This is a genomic window from Pedobacter sp. PACM 27299 (genome assembly GCF_001412655.1).
Taxonomy (GTDB): Bacteria; Bacteroidota; Bacteroidia; order Sphingobacteriales; family Sphingobacteriaceae; genus Pedobacter.
On sequence record NZ_CP012996.1, the window covers coordinates 5,801,794 to 5,820,338 of the forward strand.

14 protein-coding genes are annotated in these 18,545 nt (G+C 41.4%); 8 read left to right on the top strand and 6 right to left on the bottom strand.

All coding sequences use genetic code 11. The features are described 5' to 3' along the window. Positions 1 to 73 precede the first annotated feature (73 nt). A complete protein-coding gene (locus tag AQ505_RS24445) occupies positions 74 to 1,390 on the top strand; it encodes a DUF3472 domain-containing protein (protein ID WP_062550573.1) in 1,317 nt (438 codons plus the stop codon). Positions 1,391 to 1,424: 34 nt separating this feature from the next. On the opposite strand, the gene AQ505_RS24450 is transcribed toward AQ505_RS24445, so the two are convergent. The 3 genes from AQ505_RS24450 to AQ505_RS24460 all read right to left on the bottom strand — a co-directional run bounded on the left by AQ505_RS24450 (position 1,425) and on the right by AQ505_RS24460 (position 6,059). Then, complete coding sequence (locus AQ505_RS24450) at positions 1,425 to 2,582, bottom strand: formylglycine-generating enzyme family protein (protein WP_062551200.1); 1,158 nt, start codon at positions 2,580 to 2,582, stop codon at positions 1,425 to 1,427. A gap of 129 nt (positions 2,583 to 2,711) precedes the next feature. Then, a complete protein-coding gene (locus AQ505_RS24455) occupies positions 2,712 to 3,977 on the bottom strand; it encodes a DUF1501 domain-containing protein (protein WP_062550574.1) in 1,266 nt (421 codons plus the stop codon). A gap of 102 nt (positions 3,978 to 4,079) precedes the next feature. Next, positions 4,080 to 6,059, bottom strand: a complete 1,980-nt coding sequence (locus AQ505_RS24460; protein ID WP_062550575.1) for a DUF1800 domain-containing protein — start codon at positions 6,057 to 6,059, stop codon at positions 4,080 to 4,082. A gap of 124 nt (positions 6,060 to 6,183) precedes the next feature. On the opposite strand from AQ505_RS24460, the gene AQ505_RS24465 reads away from it, so the two are divergent. The 7 genes from AQ505_RS24465 to AQ505_RS24495 all read left to right on the top strand — a co-directional run bounded on the left by AQ505_RS24465 (position 6,184) and on the right by AQ505_RS24495 (position 14,108). Further along, complete coding sequence (locus AQ505_RS24465) at positions 6,184 to 6,729, top strand: fasciclin domain-containing protein (protein WP_062550576.1); 546 nt, start codon at positions 6,184 to 6,186, stop codon at positions 6,727 to 6,729. A gap of 392 nt (positions 6,730 to 7,121) precedes the next feature. After that, entirely contained in the window at positions 7,122 to 8,003 is an 882-nt protein-coding gene (locus AQ505_RS24470) for a cupin-like domain-containing protein (RefSeq protein WP_062550577.1), read from the top strand. A 164-nt stretch (positions 8,004 to 8,167) separates the two neighbouring features. Further along, positions 8,168 to 9,049 carry a cupin-like domain-containing protein gene (locus AQ505_RS24475; RefSeq protein ID WP_062550578.1) on the top strand — a complete coding sequence of 294 codons (882 nt, stop codon included), beginning with the start codon at positions 8,168 to 8,170 and terminating at the stop codon, positions 9,047 to 9,049. A 197-nt stretch (positions 9,050 to 9,246) separates the two neighbouring features. Next, positions 9,247 to 10,344, top strand: a complete 1,098-nt coding sequence (locus AQ505_RS24480) for a vWA domain-containing protein (protein WP_062550579.1) — start codon at positions 9,247 to 9,249, stop codon at positions 10,342 to 10,344. 49 nt (positions 10,345 to 10,393) lie between these two features. After that, a complete protein-coding gene (locus tag AQ505_RS24485; RefSeq protein WP_062550580.1) occupies positions 10,394 to 11,893 on the top strand; it encodes a sigma 54-interacting transcriptional regulator in 1,500 nt (499 codons plus the stop codon). Between the two features lie 36 nt (positions 11,894 to 11,929). Next, the gene (locus tag AQ505_RS24490) at positions 11,930 to 13,207 is read left to right on the top strand and encodes a metallophosphoesterase (protein ID WP_062550581.1); all 1,278 of its coding nucleotides are present in this window, start codon (positions 11,930 to 11,932) and stop codon (positions 13,205 to 13,207) included. A gap of 19 nt (positions 13,208 to 13,226) precedes the next feature. After that, positions 13,227 to 14,108, top strand: a complete 882-nt coding sequence (locus AQ505_RS24495; protein WP_062550582.1) for a hypothetical protein — start codon at positions 13,227 to 13,229, stop codon at positions 14,106 to 14,108. On the opposite strand, the gene AQ505_RS24500 is transcribed toward AQ505_RS24495, so the two are convergent. The 3 genes from AQ505_RS24500 to AQ505_RS24510 are packed head-to-tail and all read right to left on the bottom strand — an operon-like array spanning position 14,105 to position 18,372. After that, positions 14,105 to 14,794, bottom strand: coding sequence for a response regulator transcription factor (locus AQ505_RS24500; protein ID WP_062550583.1), 690 nt, complete (start codon positions 14,792 to 14,794; stop codon positions 14,105 to 14,107). The two genes, AQ505_RS24495 and AQ505_RS24500, sit on opposite strands and share 4 nt — an antisense overlap. A 4-nt stretch (positions 14,795 to 14,798) precedes the next feature. After that, entirely contained in the window at positions 14,799 to 16,466 is a 1,668-nt protein-coding gene (locus tag AQ505_RS24505; RefSeq protein ID WP_062550584.1) for a sensor histidine kinase, read from the bottom strand. 10 nt (positions 16,467 to 16,476) lie between these two features. Then, positions 16,477 to 18,372: a S9 family peptidase gene (locus tag AQ505_RS24510; RefSeq protein WP_062550585.1), complete on the bottom strand. Its 1,896-nt coding sequence runs from the start codon at positions 18,370 to 18,372 to the stop codon at positions 16,477 to 16,479. Between the last annotated feature and the right edge of the window lie 173 nt (positions 18,373 to 18,545).

Below are 18,545 nucleotides of genomic sequence, written 5' to 3' on the forward strand. Positions count from 1 at the left end.
TTTTGATCCTTCTTTTAATTCCGCTTTGCCTAATTTCATATTTCGAACCACAAACAAATCAACAAACACACCAATGAACATGAAGAAATTTACCTTTTTCCTTCTTGCTTTTCAGCTGCTGATTCTTCCGGCGACTTTTGCCGGAAGCAGGGCTGAAATCGAGCCTGAAAGCATCATCATCCCCCTTGGAGGCAATGGGTATGTAGAAAAAGGCGGTACTGCAAGAATCAAAAATGAAGGTTTGAGCAACTGGAGCAATGCTGCAGATGTGATTGCCATTTACTTTAGGACAGAAGCTGCAGGATCGGCAGATTTATCGCTTAAACTCCGTATTCCTGACGGGAACAGTAAAATCAGCGTTACCGTGGCTGGAAAGACATTTCAAAAAGAACTGAACAATACCGGCACTCAAATCGTACCCTTAGGTCAGGTATTGATTAAAGCCCCCGGTTATGTTAAAGTAGAATTGAAAGGGATCAGTAAAACCGGCGCTGTATTTGCCGAGGTCTCAGACTTGCTAGTCGGCGGTTCTGCCCTTGCAAAAGGCGCTGTCTATGTGAAAAACAATGAAGGTAGTTATTTTCATTGGGGCAGAAGAGGTCCTTCTGTACATTTAAACTACGAAATCCCTGCGGAAGCAAAAGGAAAAGTAGAATGGTTCTATAATGAAATTATGGTTCCTAATGGAGAAGACAAGCAAGGTACTTATTACATGGCCAATGGATTTGGCGGTGGTTATTTCGGGATGCAGGTGAACTCCCCTACCGAACGCAGGGTACTTTTTTCTGTCTGGAGCCCATTTACTACGGATGATCCAAAATCTATTCCTGACAGTATGAAGATTGTGTTGTTGAAAAAAGGGAATACTACTAAAACCGGCGAGTTTGGGAATGAAGGTTCCGGCGGACAAAGTTATATGCTTTACCCATGGAAAGCAGGTAAAAGCTATGCATTTTTAACTCATGCAAAGCCTAATCCAGCGAAAAACACGACTGTATATACTGCTTACTTCAAGGATCTTGACAAAGGCGACTGGCAATTGGTGGCCAGTTTTGAGCGCCCGCAATCCGCAGTTTACTTGAGCGGCATCTATTCTTTCCTGGAAAATTTCTCTCCGACAACAGGCGATCAGTCCCGCAGAGGTGACTATAAAAACCAATGGGCGATTGATGCATCAGGAAAATGGCACGAGGTGACCAACGCGAAATTCACGGCAGACGCAACAGCAAGAATCAACTATAGAAAAGACTATACTGGTGGAACAGATCAAACTTCTTTCTACTTAAAAAATTGCGGCTTTTTTAATGACTTTACCCCCATTAATACGCCATTTCATAGGAAATCAACAGGAAAAACACACCCTGAAATAGATTTCAATAAGCTGCCTTAGGTAGGCAGCATTGATCAGGACTGGCTCAAGAATATCATTTGGCCACACACCGGAAACCGGTATTCTCCAGTCCTGTATCCATCGAAGACTTCATTTTGGAAGTTACTCTATATCCTTTGCAATAGGAGGAATGACACATAAATGAACCTCCTCTGATAATTTTCTTAGGAATGCCTGGTTCTGCGGCATCATAGCTGTCTTTTGGCCCCTGTGGGTTTACAGTTACTCCTTTTTGCTGCTGGTAATAATCTTCACGATACCAGTCTGCTGTCCACTCCCATACATTTCCCGCCATATCATATAAGCCATAGCCATTGGCAGCAAATGATTTTACTGGTGCTACATTTCCGTAACCATCTGTCTTTTTATCGGAATATGGGAATTCTCCCTGCCAGGTATTGGCCTTTACTTTTCCTGTGGCCAGGTCTTCATCTCCCCAGGGGTATTTTTTATCTTTCAGACCACCTCTTCCAGCGTATTCCCATTCTGCTTCTGTAGGCAATCTTTTTCCCGCCCATTTGGCATAGGCATTGGCATCAAACCAGGAAACCTGCGTTACCGGATAATTCTCTTTGCCTTTGATACTGCTTTTTGGTCCTTGCGGGTGCTTCCAACTGGCACCAGGTGTCCAGCTCCACCATTGTGAAACGTCATTGATGTCTACGCGACCTTTTGGTGGGGAAAAGGTTAAAGATGCGGGCTGCAGCTGGTCTTCTGATGGTTTAGGTGTGCCCGGAGGCAGTTGTTTTCTGATCTCTTCCCAATCCGGCTTTTGTTCCGCCTGGGTGATATATCCTGTTGCTTTCACGAATGCAGCAAACTGGGCATTGGTAACTTCCGTTTCATCAATCCAGAAGCCGTCCATTTTCACTTCATGTGCCGGGTATTCATCTCTGCGGCCTTCTTTATCTGAAGCACCCATCCGAAATGATCCGGCAGGAATATATTTCATGCCTTCATGCGAATTCAGCCCGTTTTTTTTATCCTTAGCAAGTGTTTCTATACCAGTCACAGCGCCATATCGCTTAGGAAGGTTGGAATTACAACACACAGAATCGCTCAGATTGGAACCGGACATCCCGGCATTTAACGTCGTATCTGCGGAATTACCGGCAGCACTTTTATCTTCACTTTTCTGGTTGCAGGCGACCATAGCCGACGCTAAAAACAAATACAAAAACTCTTTCTTCATAAAAAAATTGGGGTCATGCTCAGGTTGCGGGTAAAAGCCCGAAGATAACGGCATAGGCGATCCTGAACTCCGCTTAATGAAGGCAAAATAATGATAAAATATTAAATTCTCAGCTCATTTTGGCGATTATTAACGCATCACGCCAATTTTACTTCCTTCCCAATCCGGAAACAGCAATTTATCGTTATGAAGGTTCAGATGTTTGTCTGCCACCTCAGAAAACACGCTTCTAAAATCAGTGGTTACGGCCAAATCTCTGCCATCTTCCAGATTTTCTATTGCCATTGGCTGAACATTTCCATGTACCAGGCCACCATTTACGTCATTGCCCAAAATAAAATTGCAGGAAGCGCGTCCATGATCTGTTCCGCCGGTTCCATTTTGCTTCACAGTACGACCAAATTCGGTCATGGTCATTACCGTTACATCATCTTGTAATGTTCCCATATCTGTCCAGAAAGCCATGATGCTATTGCTGAGGTCGTTCACATTTCTCGCGAAAATCCCCGTATCGGTGCCTTGATTAAAGTGGGTATCCCATCCTCCGGATTCCGCAAAAGCAACTTCCATTCCTACATTCATCTTGATCAGCTGTGCGATTTGTTTCAAGGAATTGCCGAGTGCTGTGTTGGGATAGACTGCGTTATTGGCTGGTTTATAGTTTTTCGCATCCGTTTTCTGCAGCATTTTTATCGCTTCAAAACTCTCCTTTCCGGTATCTTTAAGCAGGTTTGAAGAGGTTTGATCGTATAAATCCTCAAAACTTTTGGCGGCCAGATTGGCCCCGTTCATATTCCCTCTCATCTGGATATTAAAATCCTGGAGGTTACTAATCGCCAAAGCCGGGTTTTCGCCATAAAAAGACCTGGGTAAGGAGGAAGTCAAGCTCACACCCTGAAAAGGTGTGGCGCCATCATGCCCAAGTAGCCCCACAGCCCGGTTCAACCAACCGCTATCCGTTCCTTTTTTAAATGGCGTACCTGATTCCATGTAATCCTGTGCATCAAAATGGGACCTGGTATTGTTAGGTGATCCGATGCCATGCACAATACCCATCCGCTTATCGCGAAAAACGGATTCAAAAGCTGCCATGGAAGGATGCAGACCAAAACGCCCATCCAAGTCTATTAGAGGTGTATTTTTTGCTGCTTTTGCAGCGCTCATGAATAGGTTTGGTCTTGCTTGCTGCAGGTATTGATCTGTAAATGGCGTAACGGCCATTAAACCATCCATCGCCCCGCGCTGGAAAATACAAACCATTATTTTCTTTCTATTGAATAAACCCGGCTCTTTAGTATGGGCTACTGCCTCCGCCAAAAACCCTGGAATCCCACCCAATCCGATGCCAAATAATGCCAGTCCACCACCTTTTATAAATCCTCTTCTTGAAGTCATGATTTCTTAATTTTATAGCTGTATTTTCAGGAATTTTATGTTTCTATCTCAGGAATTTCATGCGCTGTAGTTCCTAAGTTTCATTGCTGTATTTCAACCGAATTATTTTCTTTGAAACTCAGGTGAGCCAATAATTACTCCAACTACCTGTGCTAACATTGCATTGTTATTTTTTTTATCTTCTTTTCTCTTGTCCGCAGTACTGGCTATCTTATCCTCAGTATTAGATGTTTTATCCCCATCATTCATTGTTTTATCTCCGAACGCTGCTGCTTTATCCGCAGCATTCGCGACTTTCATCGTCAGGGCAGGATCGTTGAGCATGGGTTGAAGCCTTTTGAATGTAGTTGTTAAATCACGTTCAGGCATCATGATCTTTCCATAAGTTAGCAATGCAGCTTGGGCACTTTCCGGCTCATGAAAATCATTTAATCTGGCCAGGTTAATACTGACCCCAGGAATACGCTGTGCGGCAATCGCGAGTCCGAAGTTCATTCTATTGAGCAAAGAACCCGTATTAATCCAATATTGTCCTTTATCTGGAAAGCCGGTAGGCGCCTGATAGTAATACATTTTTTGCCCCATTCTATTGACCCAGTTAAAGAGCTGGTATGGCTGTATAATGTTGGCATCTAAAGCACGTACCGAACTAATTGTGAGTTCAAAGGGAGATTTTGTTTTTTCGCGAATGGCAGTGCTGCTCCAGAATTCGGGAGCGGAAACCATGGTCATCATCACTTGCCGGATATCTCCTTTAGACTTGCTAAAAGTTTTTGCCATCTTATCAATCAAGCTTTGGGGAGGACTGTCATTTACAAATCTGGTGGCTAGTTTGGTGCTGATAAATTTAGCCGTTGCAGGATGATTCGCCAGTACATCAAATAGTTCAATTCCTTCTTCGTATCCGCCCCCTGCTGCGAAATGATGTCCTAATACTGTTTTCTCTTCATTATCGTGTCGGTTTGGAACAAACAGAAAGTCGCCGTCTTTTACAAAACCTCTCTTTTTCAGATTCTCTTCTCCTACCTGCTCAATGATCTTTTTCATTGCTGCACCATAACCTTCCTCGCCCATTGGCGCGATCGTCCAACCGGTAAGTACTCTTGCAGCCTGGGTTACGTCCGACTGTGTATAGCCTCCATCCACCCCCAAAGTATGGAGTTCCATGACTTCCCTTGCGTAGTTTTCATTGAGACCGCCAGATTTTCTTTTTACCGGAACAAGCTTCTTGTTATTTACATTGCTGATATTCCTATTGCTGTTGTCTCTATTATTATTTCTATTGTTGTTATTTCTGAACTGCCGGCCTTGGTTATTACTCATTCCCTGGCCTAGATCATCTTTTACCGGTGTTCCGGTACTGCTAAAATTATCCAGATAGATGAGCATAGCCGGAGATTTTGCGGTAGCCAGCAGTAAGTCTTCAAATTTCCCGGTTACATTAGGACGGATGATATCCCTTTCGTAGGCTGGAACGAATGCTGCACATTGATTTTTTGTAAGGGAAACATTGAAATGATTGAACCAGAAATCGGTGAGCAGTTCTCTTAGCTGGTTATTCGTATAAGCTGCTCTTAGTACCTTTTGATTGATGAACTGCCTTAATAATTCTTGTTCCGGTTTGTATCCTTTTTGTTCCATATAAGCACGGATCTGCGCCCGATACTCTGGTTTATCTGCTTTATTTACGGAATCTTTATTTATAAAACCATCCTGAATGGCTAGTCGTAATACGCGGTTTGCTCTTGGATATTTATTTTCGACCTCAGTATTACTCAGGCGGATATCGTCATACTTACTCAACAACAAATTCAATGAATCATCTGGTAAATCTCCATCAAGCTGTTGCTGAAACCAGCGTTCCAGCCCCATCTTCATGACGGCATCCACTTCTCCATCTTTTGCACCATAGGTAAATCTGCTCAATAAATGTGCTGCTGCCTGACGTTCGGTTAAGCCTGCCTGTCGATAAGGAAAAGCTGTTTTATACCGTTCTGACTGTCCATTTCTAAAGGAACTAAAAATTATAGTGAAGAATAGCAGCCCTATAAATGAGTAAATAACCTTTACCGGAGTTTTCATATTGTTGGTTTTTTGAGGTATACTACTTATGACCAGCAGAATAGAAAAAAGATTAATGCTTTTTTAAATATAACAAAAACCGACCCGAACATTTCCTCGTATCTGCCCATACAAAACTACTATCATGAAAAAAACATTCTTTACCGTAATTGCCCTAGTAGCTATGGCATTCACAACACAAGCTCAGAAAAATCCAATGGTTGGTGGCGCAGCGATGTATGCCAATAAAGACATTGTTGATAATGCTGTAAATTCCAAAGACCATACTACTCTTGTTGCAGCAGTAAAAGCTGCAGGGCTGGTAGAAACATTAAAATCAGCAGGGCCATTCACTGTATTTGCACCTACCAATGAAGCATTTGAAAAACTTCCAGCCGGAACGGTGGAAACACTTTTAAAACCAGAAAACAAAGCCATGTTAACTAAAATCCTGACTTACCATGTAGTTGCGGGAAAAATGACAGCTGCAGACATTGCAAAAGCCATTAAAGCTGGAAAAGGTAAAGCAGAGCTGACTACCGTTAGCGGTGGAAAATTATGGGCATGGATGGAAGGAAACAAATTGGTATTGAAAGATGAAAAAGGCGGTATGTCTACGGTAACCATCGCCAATGTGATGCAAAAAAATGGTGTGATCCATGTTATTGACACCGTTTTAATGCCTGAATAAAAACATTAAAAGAAAAGCCCAAAGGAAAAGGAAAGATATAGAAAAGGTAGAGTAAGGCTTTAACAGGCAGTTCAAATTGAGCTGCCTGTTTTTTTATACCCTTATTCCTATTCTTCGCTCCATCTCTATACAACTGCCCCGGTTCCCAAATTTCGAACCTTCATTATTCATCAGAAAAATTGATCCTGTTCGAAGACCTGCAAATGTTTTCCTCTTCGGAAAAGATTTGAGTCTGAGCACAGGATCAATTTTTCCCTTTTGTCAGAAGATTTTAATTTGTCACCTCTCCACATTAACAAACTTTTACCTTTCTATTATGTTTACCTACGAAATACACGAAGCATGACCAGGGCATGTTCCCATGCACCATCTGCTTTATAAAAACCTCACAGATGAAGTTCGAACTTACCCCAATTGACGTTGTCCAGAACATCGAAAAAGAAGATTTTGAGAAAAACTATCTAAGCGCCCGTCGCCCGCTCATCATAAAAAACATGTCCAAAAACTGGCCTGCTTATGAAAAGTGGACTCTCGACTATATGAAAACCGTAGTTGGCGATAAAACTGTCCCACTCTACGACAGTTCCAAAGCGGATCCTTCCAAGCCAATCAATGCTTCGGCAGCAGAGATGAAGTTTGCAGATTATGTAGACCTGATTAAAAATACCCCTACCGACCTTCGCATTTTCCTTTTCGACCCTATCAAACAGGCTCCAAAACTATTAGAAGACTACCGGGCACCGAAAGAACTAATGGGTGGCTTTTTAGACAGTTATCCGAATATGTTTTTCGGTGGAAAGGGTTCTGTTACCTTTTTACATTACGACATTGACCTTGCACACATCTTCCACACTCATTTTGGCGGAAGAAAGCATGTGATACTATTTGAAAACAAATGGAAAGAGCGCCTGTATCAAATCCCTTATGCGACTTATGCATTAGAAGATTACGATGTAGAAAAACCGGATTTCGATCAATTTCCAGCTCTAAAAGGAGTAAAAGGAATTGAAGCTTACCTGGAGCATGGCGACACCTTATTTATGCCTACCGGTTACTGGCACTGGATGAAATACCTGAATGGTTCTTTTTCCATCAGTTTGCGGGCATGGGATAAATCTCTCGCCGTAAAAGCCAAAAGCTTGTATAACCTGACGATCCAACGCAAATTCGATGATTTTATGAAGGCCAATTTTAGAGAAAAGTACATGGCATGGAAGGAAAGACTCGCTATTAGAAGAGCGAATAAGGCGCTTGCGGATCAGAAGCCAAGATAATTTTACGGTCAGCACTTTGCTCATTCACAGTCCGAGTCTTGATGATTAAGTACTACAACCTTAATCATTAACTGTCACAACCTTGATCGCCGGCAAAAATAATTATTCTTAGATGGATAAATTTAGATTTTAATTTACACTTTTGTCCTTTAACCTTGATAATTATGAGCTTTATATTGAAGCCGGTAGATACCGTTGAGAACATTAGTCCTGAGGATTTCAAAAAGAATTATTTAGATCCGAGGCGTCCTTTAATTATAAAGGGATTGACTAAATCATGGCCAGCCAGAGAAAAATGGACGACTGAATATTTAAAGGAAATTGCCGGCGACCTGAATGTCAGCTTGATGGACAATTCTAAAGCTGATCCCTCAAAGCCGATCAATGCCTCCGTAGCAGAAATGCGTTTTGGCGATTACCTGGACCTGATCAAAAGAGAACCTACTGAACTTCGCATATTTTTCTTTAACCTATTCAAGCATGTACCTAGCTTGATTAAAGACATTGTATTGCCAAAAGATCTGATGGGTGGCTTCATCGAAAGCATGCCTGCTATGTTTTTTGGTGGCTCAAATTCGGTTACTTTCTTACACTACGACATTGATTTACCTCACCTTTTCCATACCCATTTTGGTGGAAGAAAACACATCATTTTGTTTGACAACAAATGGAAGAAAAGGTTATACTGTATTCCTAATGCCACTTATGCTTTAGAGGATTATGATGTTGCCAACCCTGATTTCGAAAAATTCCCGGCTTTAAAAGGTGTGGAAGGTTATGAAGTGTTCCTGGAACATGGCGACACTTTATTTATGCCTACCGGAATGTGGCACTGGATGAAATACCTGGACGGTTCTTTCTCTTTAAGTTTAAGAGCATGGGATGCTTCCATCACCAGAAAAGCACAAAGTGTATTTAATTTAGCCATAAAAGGCGGATTAGATAGCGTGTTGAAAATGGCTTTTAAAGCTCCTTATGCAAAATATAGAGAAAAAGTTGCAGTAAAAAGAGCAGAACGTGCACTTGCAAATGGCTCTCCAAAATAGTTGTTTTTTTTTAAATCAGGGTATGCCTCGTTTTTCATACCCTGATTTAAATCAGCGATACTCAGGCGCCTAAATAAAGCTTCCAGCTATTTTTAGCTGCCAATCCGACCCATTTTTCTGTCCGGGTATTTTTACAACTGGATAACATTACTCCCTTTTCAAACTTTTACCTTCGATATTCCGTTTATAACGAATATATGAGAGGTTTCCATTTTTCTAATTTCCAGCCAGATGACTTACCGAAAGGTGGTTTCGATGAATTGCTGAAGCTCTTCACTCAGCTGCTCAATTATACTGCCGGTGATGCGGGAGAAACATTGGCCTGGATGAATGAGCTGGACAAGAAATACAAGTTCACCAACAACGATTATGGGATGGGTAACTTCATTGACGACCTTAAAGAAAAAGGTTACATCAAGGAGAATCCTGCAAACGGTGAGATGAACATTACCGCAAAGACGGAGCAAACAATTCGTCAATCGGCATTAGAGGAAATCTTCGGCAAGCTTAAAAAAGCAGGCCGTGGAAACCATAACACCAATATTTCTGGAATTGGCGAAGAGAAAAATGCCGATAGAAGGGAATACAGTTTTGGCGACCCTCTGGATCAGATTGACATGACTGCCTCCATTCACAATGCACAGATTAACCATGGTATCGGCAATTTCACCCTGACCGAGCGCGATCTGGAAGTAGAAGAAAAGGACTATAAAACCCTAACCTCTACCGTGCTGATGATCGACATTTCTCATTCCATGATTCTTTATGGGGAGGACAGGATTACGCCAGCTAAAAAGGTGGCCATGGCCCTGGCAGAGCTGATTAGAACCAGATATCCAAAAGATACACTGGATATTGTGGTTTTTGGAAATGATGCCTGGCCGATTACCATTAAAGACCTGCCCTACTTACAGGTAGGCCCCTATCACACCAATACTTTTGCCGGGTTGGAACTCGCGGCAGATCTTTTAAGACGCCGCAAAACCCATAATAAGCAGATTTTCATGATCACCGATGGTAAGCCTACCTGTCTGAAAGAAAATGGCGCTTATTATAAAAACAGCATGGGTTTAGACAGAAAAGTGGTCAATAAAACATTAAATATGGCTGCACAGTGTAAACGATTAAATATTCCGATCACCACCTTTATGATTGCACAGGATCCTTATCTACAGCAATTTGTCAGGGAGTTTACCCAAATTAACGGAGGCAGGGCCTTCTATAGCTCGCTGAACGGATTGGGAGAATACATCTTTGAAGATTACATTAAAAACAGAAGAAAAACGGTTCGATAATCCCTAATACAATACTACACACGAAAAACATCATACCAAAGACATCATAATGGATCACATCACTATAAAAACCCTTGGCCAATTAAAGGCCTCCAATTATAAGTCGCTTGCCGTAAAAGACGAGCTCCGTAAAAATCTGATCACACAGCTTCAAAGCAATGAGGCCGGTTTTGAAGGAATTTTAGGCTATGACGAAACCGTAATGCCGGAACTTCAAACTGCCATTTTATCCAGACATAATATTTTGCTATTGGGTTTAAGAGGCCAGGCAAAAACCAGAATTGCCAGATTGATGGTCAATTTATTGGATGAATATATTCCGTATGTTGCCGGAAGCGAGATTTTTGACGATCCACTCCAACCTATTTCATGGTATGCAAAACATGAGATCAGTATTCATGGAGATGATACGCCGATCAGCTGGCAGCACCGAAGCGAACGTTACACGGAAAAACTAGCGACGCCAGATGTGACCGTTGCCGATTTAATCGGGGATGTGGATCCGATCAAAGCCGCGACTTTGAAACTGACTTACAATGACGAAAGGGTAATTCACTTCGGATTGATTCCAAGGGCACACCGCAGTATTTTTGTCATCAATGAACTCCCGGATTTACAAGCCAGGATTCAGGTGGCTTTGTTTAATATGCTGCAGGAAAAAGATATTCAGATCAGGGGCTTTAAATTGAGATTACCACTGGATGTGCAGTTCGTATTTACCGCCAATCCGGAAGATTATACCAATAGAGGGTCTATTGTGACACCTTTAAAAGATCGTATTGAAAGTCAGATTTTAACCCATTACCCAAAAACAATTGCCATTTCCAGGGAGATTACCGCTCAGGAAGCGAAAATCACCACTGCACAAAAAGAAAGTGTAGAAGCTGATGGTTTGGTTAAAGACCTGGTAGAACAAGTGGCTTTTGAGGCTAGACAAAGTGAATTTATCGATCAGAAATCCGGTGTTTCTGCCAGGTTAACCATCTCTGCTTATGAAAACCTGATCAGCACTGCTGAAAGAAGGATGCTCATCAATAAGGAAAAAAACACTTTTGTAAGGTTGTCAGATTTAACAGGAATTACCCCTGCCATTACTGGAAAAATTGAGTTGGTTTATGAGGGAGAGCTGGAAGGCCCGGCAAAAGTAGCCCATACATTGATCGGAAAGGCCATCAAATCTCTGTTTAACCGCTACTTCCCGGATCCTGAGAAAGCGAAGAAAAGCAAGTCTGCGAACCCATATTTCCGCATTACTGAGTGGTTTACAGAAGGGAATACTTTAGATATTTCCGATCAGTTAACTTTTGCTAAATACAAAAAGGAATTGATGCAGGTGGATGGATTAACTGAGCTGGTAAAACAGTTCCACCCGAAATTGAGCGCGAATCAAACTTTGCTGATGATGGAATTTGTGCTGCATGGTTTGGCAGAATATTCGCAGCTAAACAAGAAATACCTGCAAAGTGGGTTTGGATTCTCTGACATGTTCGACAGCCTGTTCAATACCAGTCCGGATGAGGAGGATGAAGATGACATGGACTTCAGATAAGCTTTTTTAAATTTCATTTTTTTATAATTACGCCAAATGGGCCGATTACCCGTCTTTATATTTTTATCAGTCCTGCTGCTAGCATTCGACTACTACTGCTTTCGCGCGATTCTTAGTGTTTTCAAGAAATGGAAACCAGGAACACGAAAGTTGTTTACCATCCTTTGGTGGGGTTATACTTTTGTACTGCTGGTTGGAGTTTTCAGCACCTTCTATGCGAACCTGTTTCTGAGCCTTAAATCAGTGATTCTGGTGGCTTATTTCTTAACTGTAGCCTGTAAGCTGGTTTTGCTTCCTTTCCTGGTTATAGACGATTTCAGGAGGTTTATCATTAAGCTATCCCGGTCTTCGAAACCGAACACCGGGCCGGTTGCAGATCCTGTACTTCCAGAAACCATGACACAGGTGACGCCTGGAGAGCCGATCAGCCGTTCTTCTTTTCTCGTCAAAGCCGGACTGGTTACTGCTGCCATTCCACTTACTTCTTTAAGCTGGGGAATTGCCAGAGGTGCTTATGATTATAAAGTAATCCGTAAGACCTTAGTCCTCCCTAACCTTCCTTCTTCCTTTGAGGGTATGAAATTAGGTCAGATTTCGGACATCCATTCCGGAAGTTTTTATAACCCCAGAGCTGTTTTAGGTGGCGTGGAAATGCTGCTGACAGAAAAACCGGATGTTATATTTTTTACCGGGGATCTGGTCAACGATTTGGCGACCGAAATGCGCGATTACCAGGATATTTTCAAGAAGGTGAAAGCACCATTGGGCGTGTATTCTGTATTAGGAAACCATGATTATGGGGAGTACCGCTTTGGAAAGGAACCTTCTGCGATCAAAACGAAGAACTTACAGGAGGTGATCAAAACGCATGGGCGGATGGGCTGGGACTTGCTCATGAACCAGCATAGACGCCTGAAAGTGAACGGGGAAGAGATTGGAATTTTAGGTATCGAAAACTGGGGAACCGGAAGATTCCCTAAATACGGCAGAATGGATCTGGCAACGAAAGACACGGATGACCTTCCTGTTAAATTACTATTGTCGCACGATCCGTCGCATTGGAGGGCAGAAGTATTACCCAAATACCCACAGATTGACGCGATGTTTAGCGGCCATACCCATGGCATGCAATTCGGTGTAAGAACGGAAGATTTCCAATGGAGTCCCGTACAATATATCTATAATGAATGGGCAGGCTTATACCAGGAAAAGCAGCAGCAATTGTATGTAAATGTGGGATATGGCTTCCTGGGCTATCCTGGAAGGGTTGGAATTTTACCAGAAATCACGATATTTGAGTTGAAACGTGCTTAGCTAATTTGCATCTTCGGACATGGTAAAAAAAATACTGTTTTCCAGCCTTGACTTTTTGCTATTTAGCAATTTGTTTATCGCCATTTGTGCGGTTGCTCAAGGTCTGGTTACTTATTATTTATTACAGGTTCCTCCTGATAAATATATTTTGGCCATCATCTTCTTCGGAACGTTGGGGCTCTATAATTTCAGCATGCTGCTGTCTGCACCAAAAGATCCTGCAAATTCTCCATTGATGAGGGTTCGCTGGATCTTTTCACACCATCGGTTAATTATTTCCATGGCATTGATCTCAGGACTTTGCCTGATTCCCTTAGGATTGCTGTATTTAAGTATTGAGGCGCAGCTGCTGATGCTATTTACCGGCGTATTGGCCGTTAGTTACAATATCCCTTTTTTAACGCTGGATGGCCAGAAAATAGGTTTGAAGAATATTCCTTTAATTAAGCTTTTTTTGGTGGCACTGATCTGGTCGATTAGCTGCGTGCTCCTCCCAATTGTAGAAACTGAGCATAACCAATTACTGAATATCTCTACTGGTGAAACCCTGCTATTGGTCGCCATGCGCTTACTGTTTATTGCAGCCATCACGATTCCTTTTGATGTGCGGGACCTATTTCAGCATAAAATTCTTGCCTTAAAAACAATTCCTGCCTTATTAGGAGATAAAAAAGCATTTCTATTTTCTCTGTTTTTATTGGGCGGGTATTTAGTTTTGCTGATTTTGCTCCAGCAAACTGTCAACCTTGAGGTAATTTTGCTGACGCTTACCATCGGGTTAACAGGTTGGTTGATCTATAAATCAAATCCAGAAAGAAACGAATACTATTATTTCCTGTACTTAGATGGAATGATGTTATTGCAGTACCTGTTACTGGTACTGCTGCACTTATATTTTTAAGCAGGATTAAAACGATAACCTACTCCTCTTACGGTTTGTAACAACTGAGGGTTATCAGGATTAAGCTCTATCTTTTTACGCAGACGCACAATGTGCATATCCAGGGTTCTGGTATTTACATCTGAATTGTATCCCCAAACTACCAGCATCAGTTCATCACGATTGATCACTTTATTTGGGTTTCTCAGGAAATAAAGCAGGATTCTATTTTCTAAAATGGTCAGCTCTATTTTCTTTTCATTTCTGAATAAGGTGTGGATGTTAGGATGATGCTCCATATTTCCAAAACGATGGATCTCTGAGCGGTCGTTATTCAATAAGAATTTCACTTTATTATCCAGCATAGCCACCAATACATCCATGTTGAAAGGCTTCGTTACGTAGTCGGAAACACCGAAGTTATACGCATCGATCTTATCTACATCCTGTGCTTTTGCGGTCATCATGATGATCAGGTTTTCAAACCCTTGTTTACGAACTTCTTCGCAAACCTCAGAACCTTGTTTACCAGGTAACATCCAATCCAGTAAAACAATATCCGGCTTTTCAGTCAAGATCGTTTTCTCTGCAATTTCACCATCACCAGCCTCCAGAACATCATATCCTTCTGCTTTTAAACGGTGGACCACTAAAAACCTTAGGTTCTCATCATCTTCAACTATTAATATTTTAATTCCCTTAGACATATTTCTAATCGTTATATGGTAGTACAATTTTAAATTCTGTTCCTTTATTCACCCTGCTTTTTACAGTAATCTCGCCCTTCATAAAGTTAACTACTTCTTTACAGAAAGCCAATCCGAGGCCAACACTTCCATTTTGATTGTACTGGTTTTGAATGCGGAAAAACTTCTTAAAGATATTATTAATTTCGGAGGAAGGAATGCCAATTCCATGATCCGTAAACCTGATCACCACACGGCCTTTAATTAACCGGGCACTGATGTGCAGTTTTTTCCGCTCTGGCGGAGAGTATTTATACGCATTCTCTGCAAGGTTATCAAAAAGGCTGCCTAAAAGCACCGGATCGGTCACAAAAGTGGTAAATCCGCTCACCTCATAGGTAAAATCGAAATCAGGATGTTTCAATCTATGAGATTCTACAGTACTTTCTATAAAATCTTCCATATAAATTTCATCCTGATTGAGTTGAATTGCCTTATTTTCAATTTGCGTGAAAGCCAATAATTTATTCATTAGTCCATTCAGCTTATCTGCTTCTTCATCTAATATTTTGCCGTAAAGTTTCAGTTCCCTATCGCTGAGTGAGCTGGCACTTTTAATGTTATTACCAGCTATTTTTATGACACTGACGGGTGTTTTAAACTCATGGGTGAGGTTATTTACAAAGTCATATTGTAATTTGAACATACGCTGATTGATATTCAGGTTTCTGTAAATTAAAAACGCAACCAGTACTACGATCCCGTAAAAGACGAGAATAGCAGCGGCAATGGGCAGGAAATAACTGAGGATCTCACGGTCCACAAATGACTTAGAGGAAAGGAAATACAGCTTATAGTCCGAAAAAGCACCTGGGAGTGTAATCTCCGTACTTAAATAAGTTTCGGAGGTATCCAGGGGATCGTATGTGGAAGGCTGAATCTTAATGTACTGGTATAAAAGTGGCCTGGAATTGATGATTTTAAGTTTATAGGGATCCAGATGGAAGGACAGCATATCTTGCTGATATACCGGCTGTGGCTCTAATTTAGCCCTCAGCATCCGTTTATACATCTTCAAATCTTCTGTTCTTGGAATGTTCAGGTAGGTGATTTTATTGGAACGTACATTACTGAAATTGCTAAACAGTTCGTCCTGACTCGGCACCTTATTGGTATCCAGACTTTCGATATAAGAGGCAAGTTTCAATGCCAGGGCATTAAAATCATCACCAACAATAAAATTTCGGGTATTTGCCCTGGAGAAAAGCCGGATAGAATCGGCCGGGATGAGGGGTCCGAATTGATAAATATCTTTAGGTCCAAAGGAAAACTTACCGGTATTCAGTCCGTCATTAACGGGTGTGTTTTTTACTTCAGAATCATAGAAGACCACTCTGGATACGAAAGGATATTCCTGTAATACCGTGTCTACAAAACTAGATGCGGTAGCAGAATCCAGGTAGCCATTATAATAGGAAACTTCCGGAAGTTTTTTCTGAAAGAAATCGTTATAAGGTTTAATGGTTTGCTCCAGCACATTCACTTTTTCAGACACAAATTCACTTTCAATGTATTTCTTACTAAAGTTGTAAGCGAGATACAATGACAGGGAAAACAATACAGACATCAGTACGATGAAAGTAAGGATTAAAGAAAAGTTCTTACGATAGCCTGTTTTTTTCTCTGCGATCATTGATCCGAATTTACCTGTTTTTAAGGTTGATTTCTAAAAATTGTTCGAGAGCAGTATAAAACTGATGCCTGCTTTCCAAATTTTTGGTCGGAAATACAATACCTTCATTCTCCAGATAAGTCACGTTCACATTTCTTTTCTTGAGGTTTTTCACAAATTGTAAAGTCTCTGCAGCGTTCGCATTTGGATCTTTTACGTTCTGAGAGATAAATACAGCGGTATTGATCTTATCCGTCTGAAATAAAGGCGAGGCTTTGCGCATTTGATCTGCATCGGTTAATGGGTCTCCCACGATATCATAATACATTTGCAAGCTGTTCTTTAAGAACGGCGGAATAGATTTTAAATACGTAAACAGGTTGATTACACCGGAATTTGAAGCGGCACAGGCGTACATTCCGGGATTCAAATAGGCGCTGTTTAGTGCAATATTCCCCCCAAATCCAGCACCATAGATCCCTATTCTTTTAGGATCTGCTATGTTTTTTTTGATCAGCCATTTTACACCGTCATTAATATCATCCTGGATCTTTCCTCCCCACTGCTTAAATCCAGCGGTCATGAATGCTTTTCCATAACCGGAAGAACCGCGGTAATTCACCTGGAATACAGCATAGCCCCTATTTACCAGAAATTGCACTTCTGCATTGTATCCCCATAGGTTTCGGTCTACCGGCCCATCATGTGGCAGTACTACTACTGGCAGATTTTCCGGTTTTACATGAAGCGGCAAAGTCAGGTAGCCGTTAATCGTCAGGCTATCTCTCGATTGAAAACTAACAGGTTTCATCTCGCTCATTTCCTCCTGCTTGATTGCGGGATTAAAATCACTCAGTTTTTTCAATTTGCGTGTATCTGCAAAATACAGGTAATAAGATCCGGGATTCCGATCGGTAAAGGTGCGCAGTACGAATACATTTTCGGCCTGATCACGGTCTAAAATTCGGGTCTCTGTTTTTGGTAAAAGCTGATCAAGATCCTTATACAATGCTTTTATCGCATCGTCCATGTAATGTTTTTCCTTTTTCCAGGTTTCATAGATCACAAAAGACAGCTGCTGCTTTTTTCTGGAATATTGCGCGTCAGTAATGTTCAGGGAATCGTTTCCAAAAAGAACTTTAAGTTCTTTCCCGGTATTGCAATCCACTTCTACCAAAGCACTTTTATCTCTGTTTACGCTGGAAATTGCATAAATAATATTCGGCCGATCGTGCTTAAAAGCAACTGGCATAAATGTAGTCGTGAAATTATTGGTCATGATGGGCTTAAAAGGCTGACCTTCCTGTGCACGGTACAGCATTGTGGTATTGGCACCATCGGTACTCACTGCCAGCCTTAATTTACCTTCAGAATCCGTACGCCAATCGGTAATGTTTCCGGGATTTTTTGCCACCATCTCCATTCCGCCATTTCGCACATTTAACCGGTAAACGTCAAAGACTGTAGAATCTCTTTTGTTGGAAGAAATCAACAGGTATTTATCATCAATCAGCTGATCTTCAATCACCCGCATCCTACTCTTTTCATTGCTGCTCAGCTGACGCTCATTTGCCCCCTCTTTATTGATAATGAAGATATCTGAACGCCGTTTTGCAGCATCCACTTCTTTATAATAGATCAGTTCATTGTTGCTGAGCCAGAAGTAGAAAATAATGTTTTTATCCTCCAGACGGGTGATTTTTCTGACTTTTCCAGAGGCGATATCTTCTATATAAAGGTTTAAACTCTTCCCTTCCATTTTCAAATAGGAAAGGTTTAGTCCATCCGGGGATACCCGATAGGTCATCCTGTCCTGTGACTTAAAAAAGTCATCCAGGGGAATGGTCCGTTCGCCTCCCTCCTTTGGCTGGCAAGCAAAAGCTAGAGATATTAAAAACAGGAAAAAGTATCTTTTATATCTCATCATATTATTAATCGCTAACAAAGCTACGGAACGCAACCAGTCTATAGCAGATATACACCAATATTGTTACTATTGCATTTCCAGAGCTGATGAATATAAATACTTTTTTGGGCTATGAAAATATAAATCCGTAACATTTAAAATACCCCGAGGTATTAATCTTGTCACAAGACACG

Coding starts and splice junctions, on each gene's coding strand:
- AQ505_RS24445 (WP_062550573.1), top strand. CDS start 74: ATGAACATGAAGAAATTTACCTTTTTCCTTCTTGCTTTTCAGCTGCTG.
- AQ505_RS24450 (WP_062551200.1), bottom strand. CDS start 2,582: ATGAAGAAAGAGTTTTTGTATTTGTTTTTAGCGTCGGCTATGGTCGCC.
- AQ505_RS24455 (WP_062550574.1), bottom strand. CDS start 3,977: ATGACTTCAAGAAGAGGATTTATAAAAGGTGGTGGACTGGCATTATTT.
- AQ505_RS24460 (WP_062550575.1), bottom strand. CDS start 6,059: ATGAAAACTCCGGTAAAGGTTATTTACTCATTTATAGGGCTGCTATTC.
- AQ505_RS24465 (WP_062550576.1), top strand. CDS start 6,184: ATGAAAAAAACATTCTTTACCGTAATTGCCCTAGTAGCTATGGCATTC.
- AQ505_RS24470 (WP_062550577.1), top strand. CDS start 7,122: ATGAAGTTCGAACTTACCCCAATTGACGTTGTCCAGAACATCGAAAAA.
- AQ505_RS24475 (WP_062550578.1), top strand. CDS start 8,168: ATGAGCTTTATATTGAAGCCGGTAGATACCGTTGAGAACATTAGTCCT.
- AQ505_RS24480 (WP_062550579.1), top strand. CDS start 9,247: ATGAGAGGTTTCCATTTTTCTAATTTCCAGCCAGATGACTTACCGAAA.
- AQ505_RS24485 (WP_062550580.1), top strand. CDS start 10,394: ATGGATCACATCACTATAAAAACCCTTGGCCAATTAAAGGCCTCCAAT.
- AQ505_RS24490 (WP_062550581.1), top strand. CDS start 11,930: ATGGGCCGATTACCCGTCTTTATATTTTTATCAGTCCTGCTGCTAGCA.
- AQ505_RS24495 (WP_062550582.1), top strand. CDS start 13,227: ATGGTAAAAAAAATACTGTTTTCCAGCCTTGACTTTTTGCTATTTAGC.
- AQ505_RS24500 (WP_062550583.1), bottom strand. CDS start 14,794: ATGTCTAAGGGAATTAAAATATTAATAGTTGAAGATGATGAGAACCTA.
- AQ505_RS24505 (WP_062550584.1), bottom strand. CDS start 16,466: ATGATCGCAGAGAAAAAAACAGGCTATCGTAAGAACTTTTCTTTAATC.
- AQ505_RS24510 (WP_062550585.1), bottom strand. CDS start 18,372: ATGATGAGATATAAAAGATACTTTTTCCTGTTTTTAATATCTCTAGCT.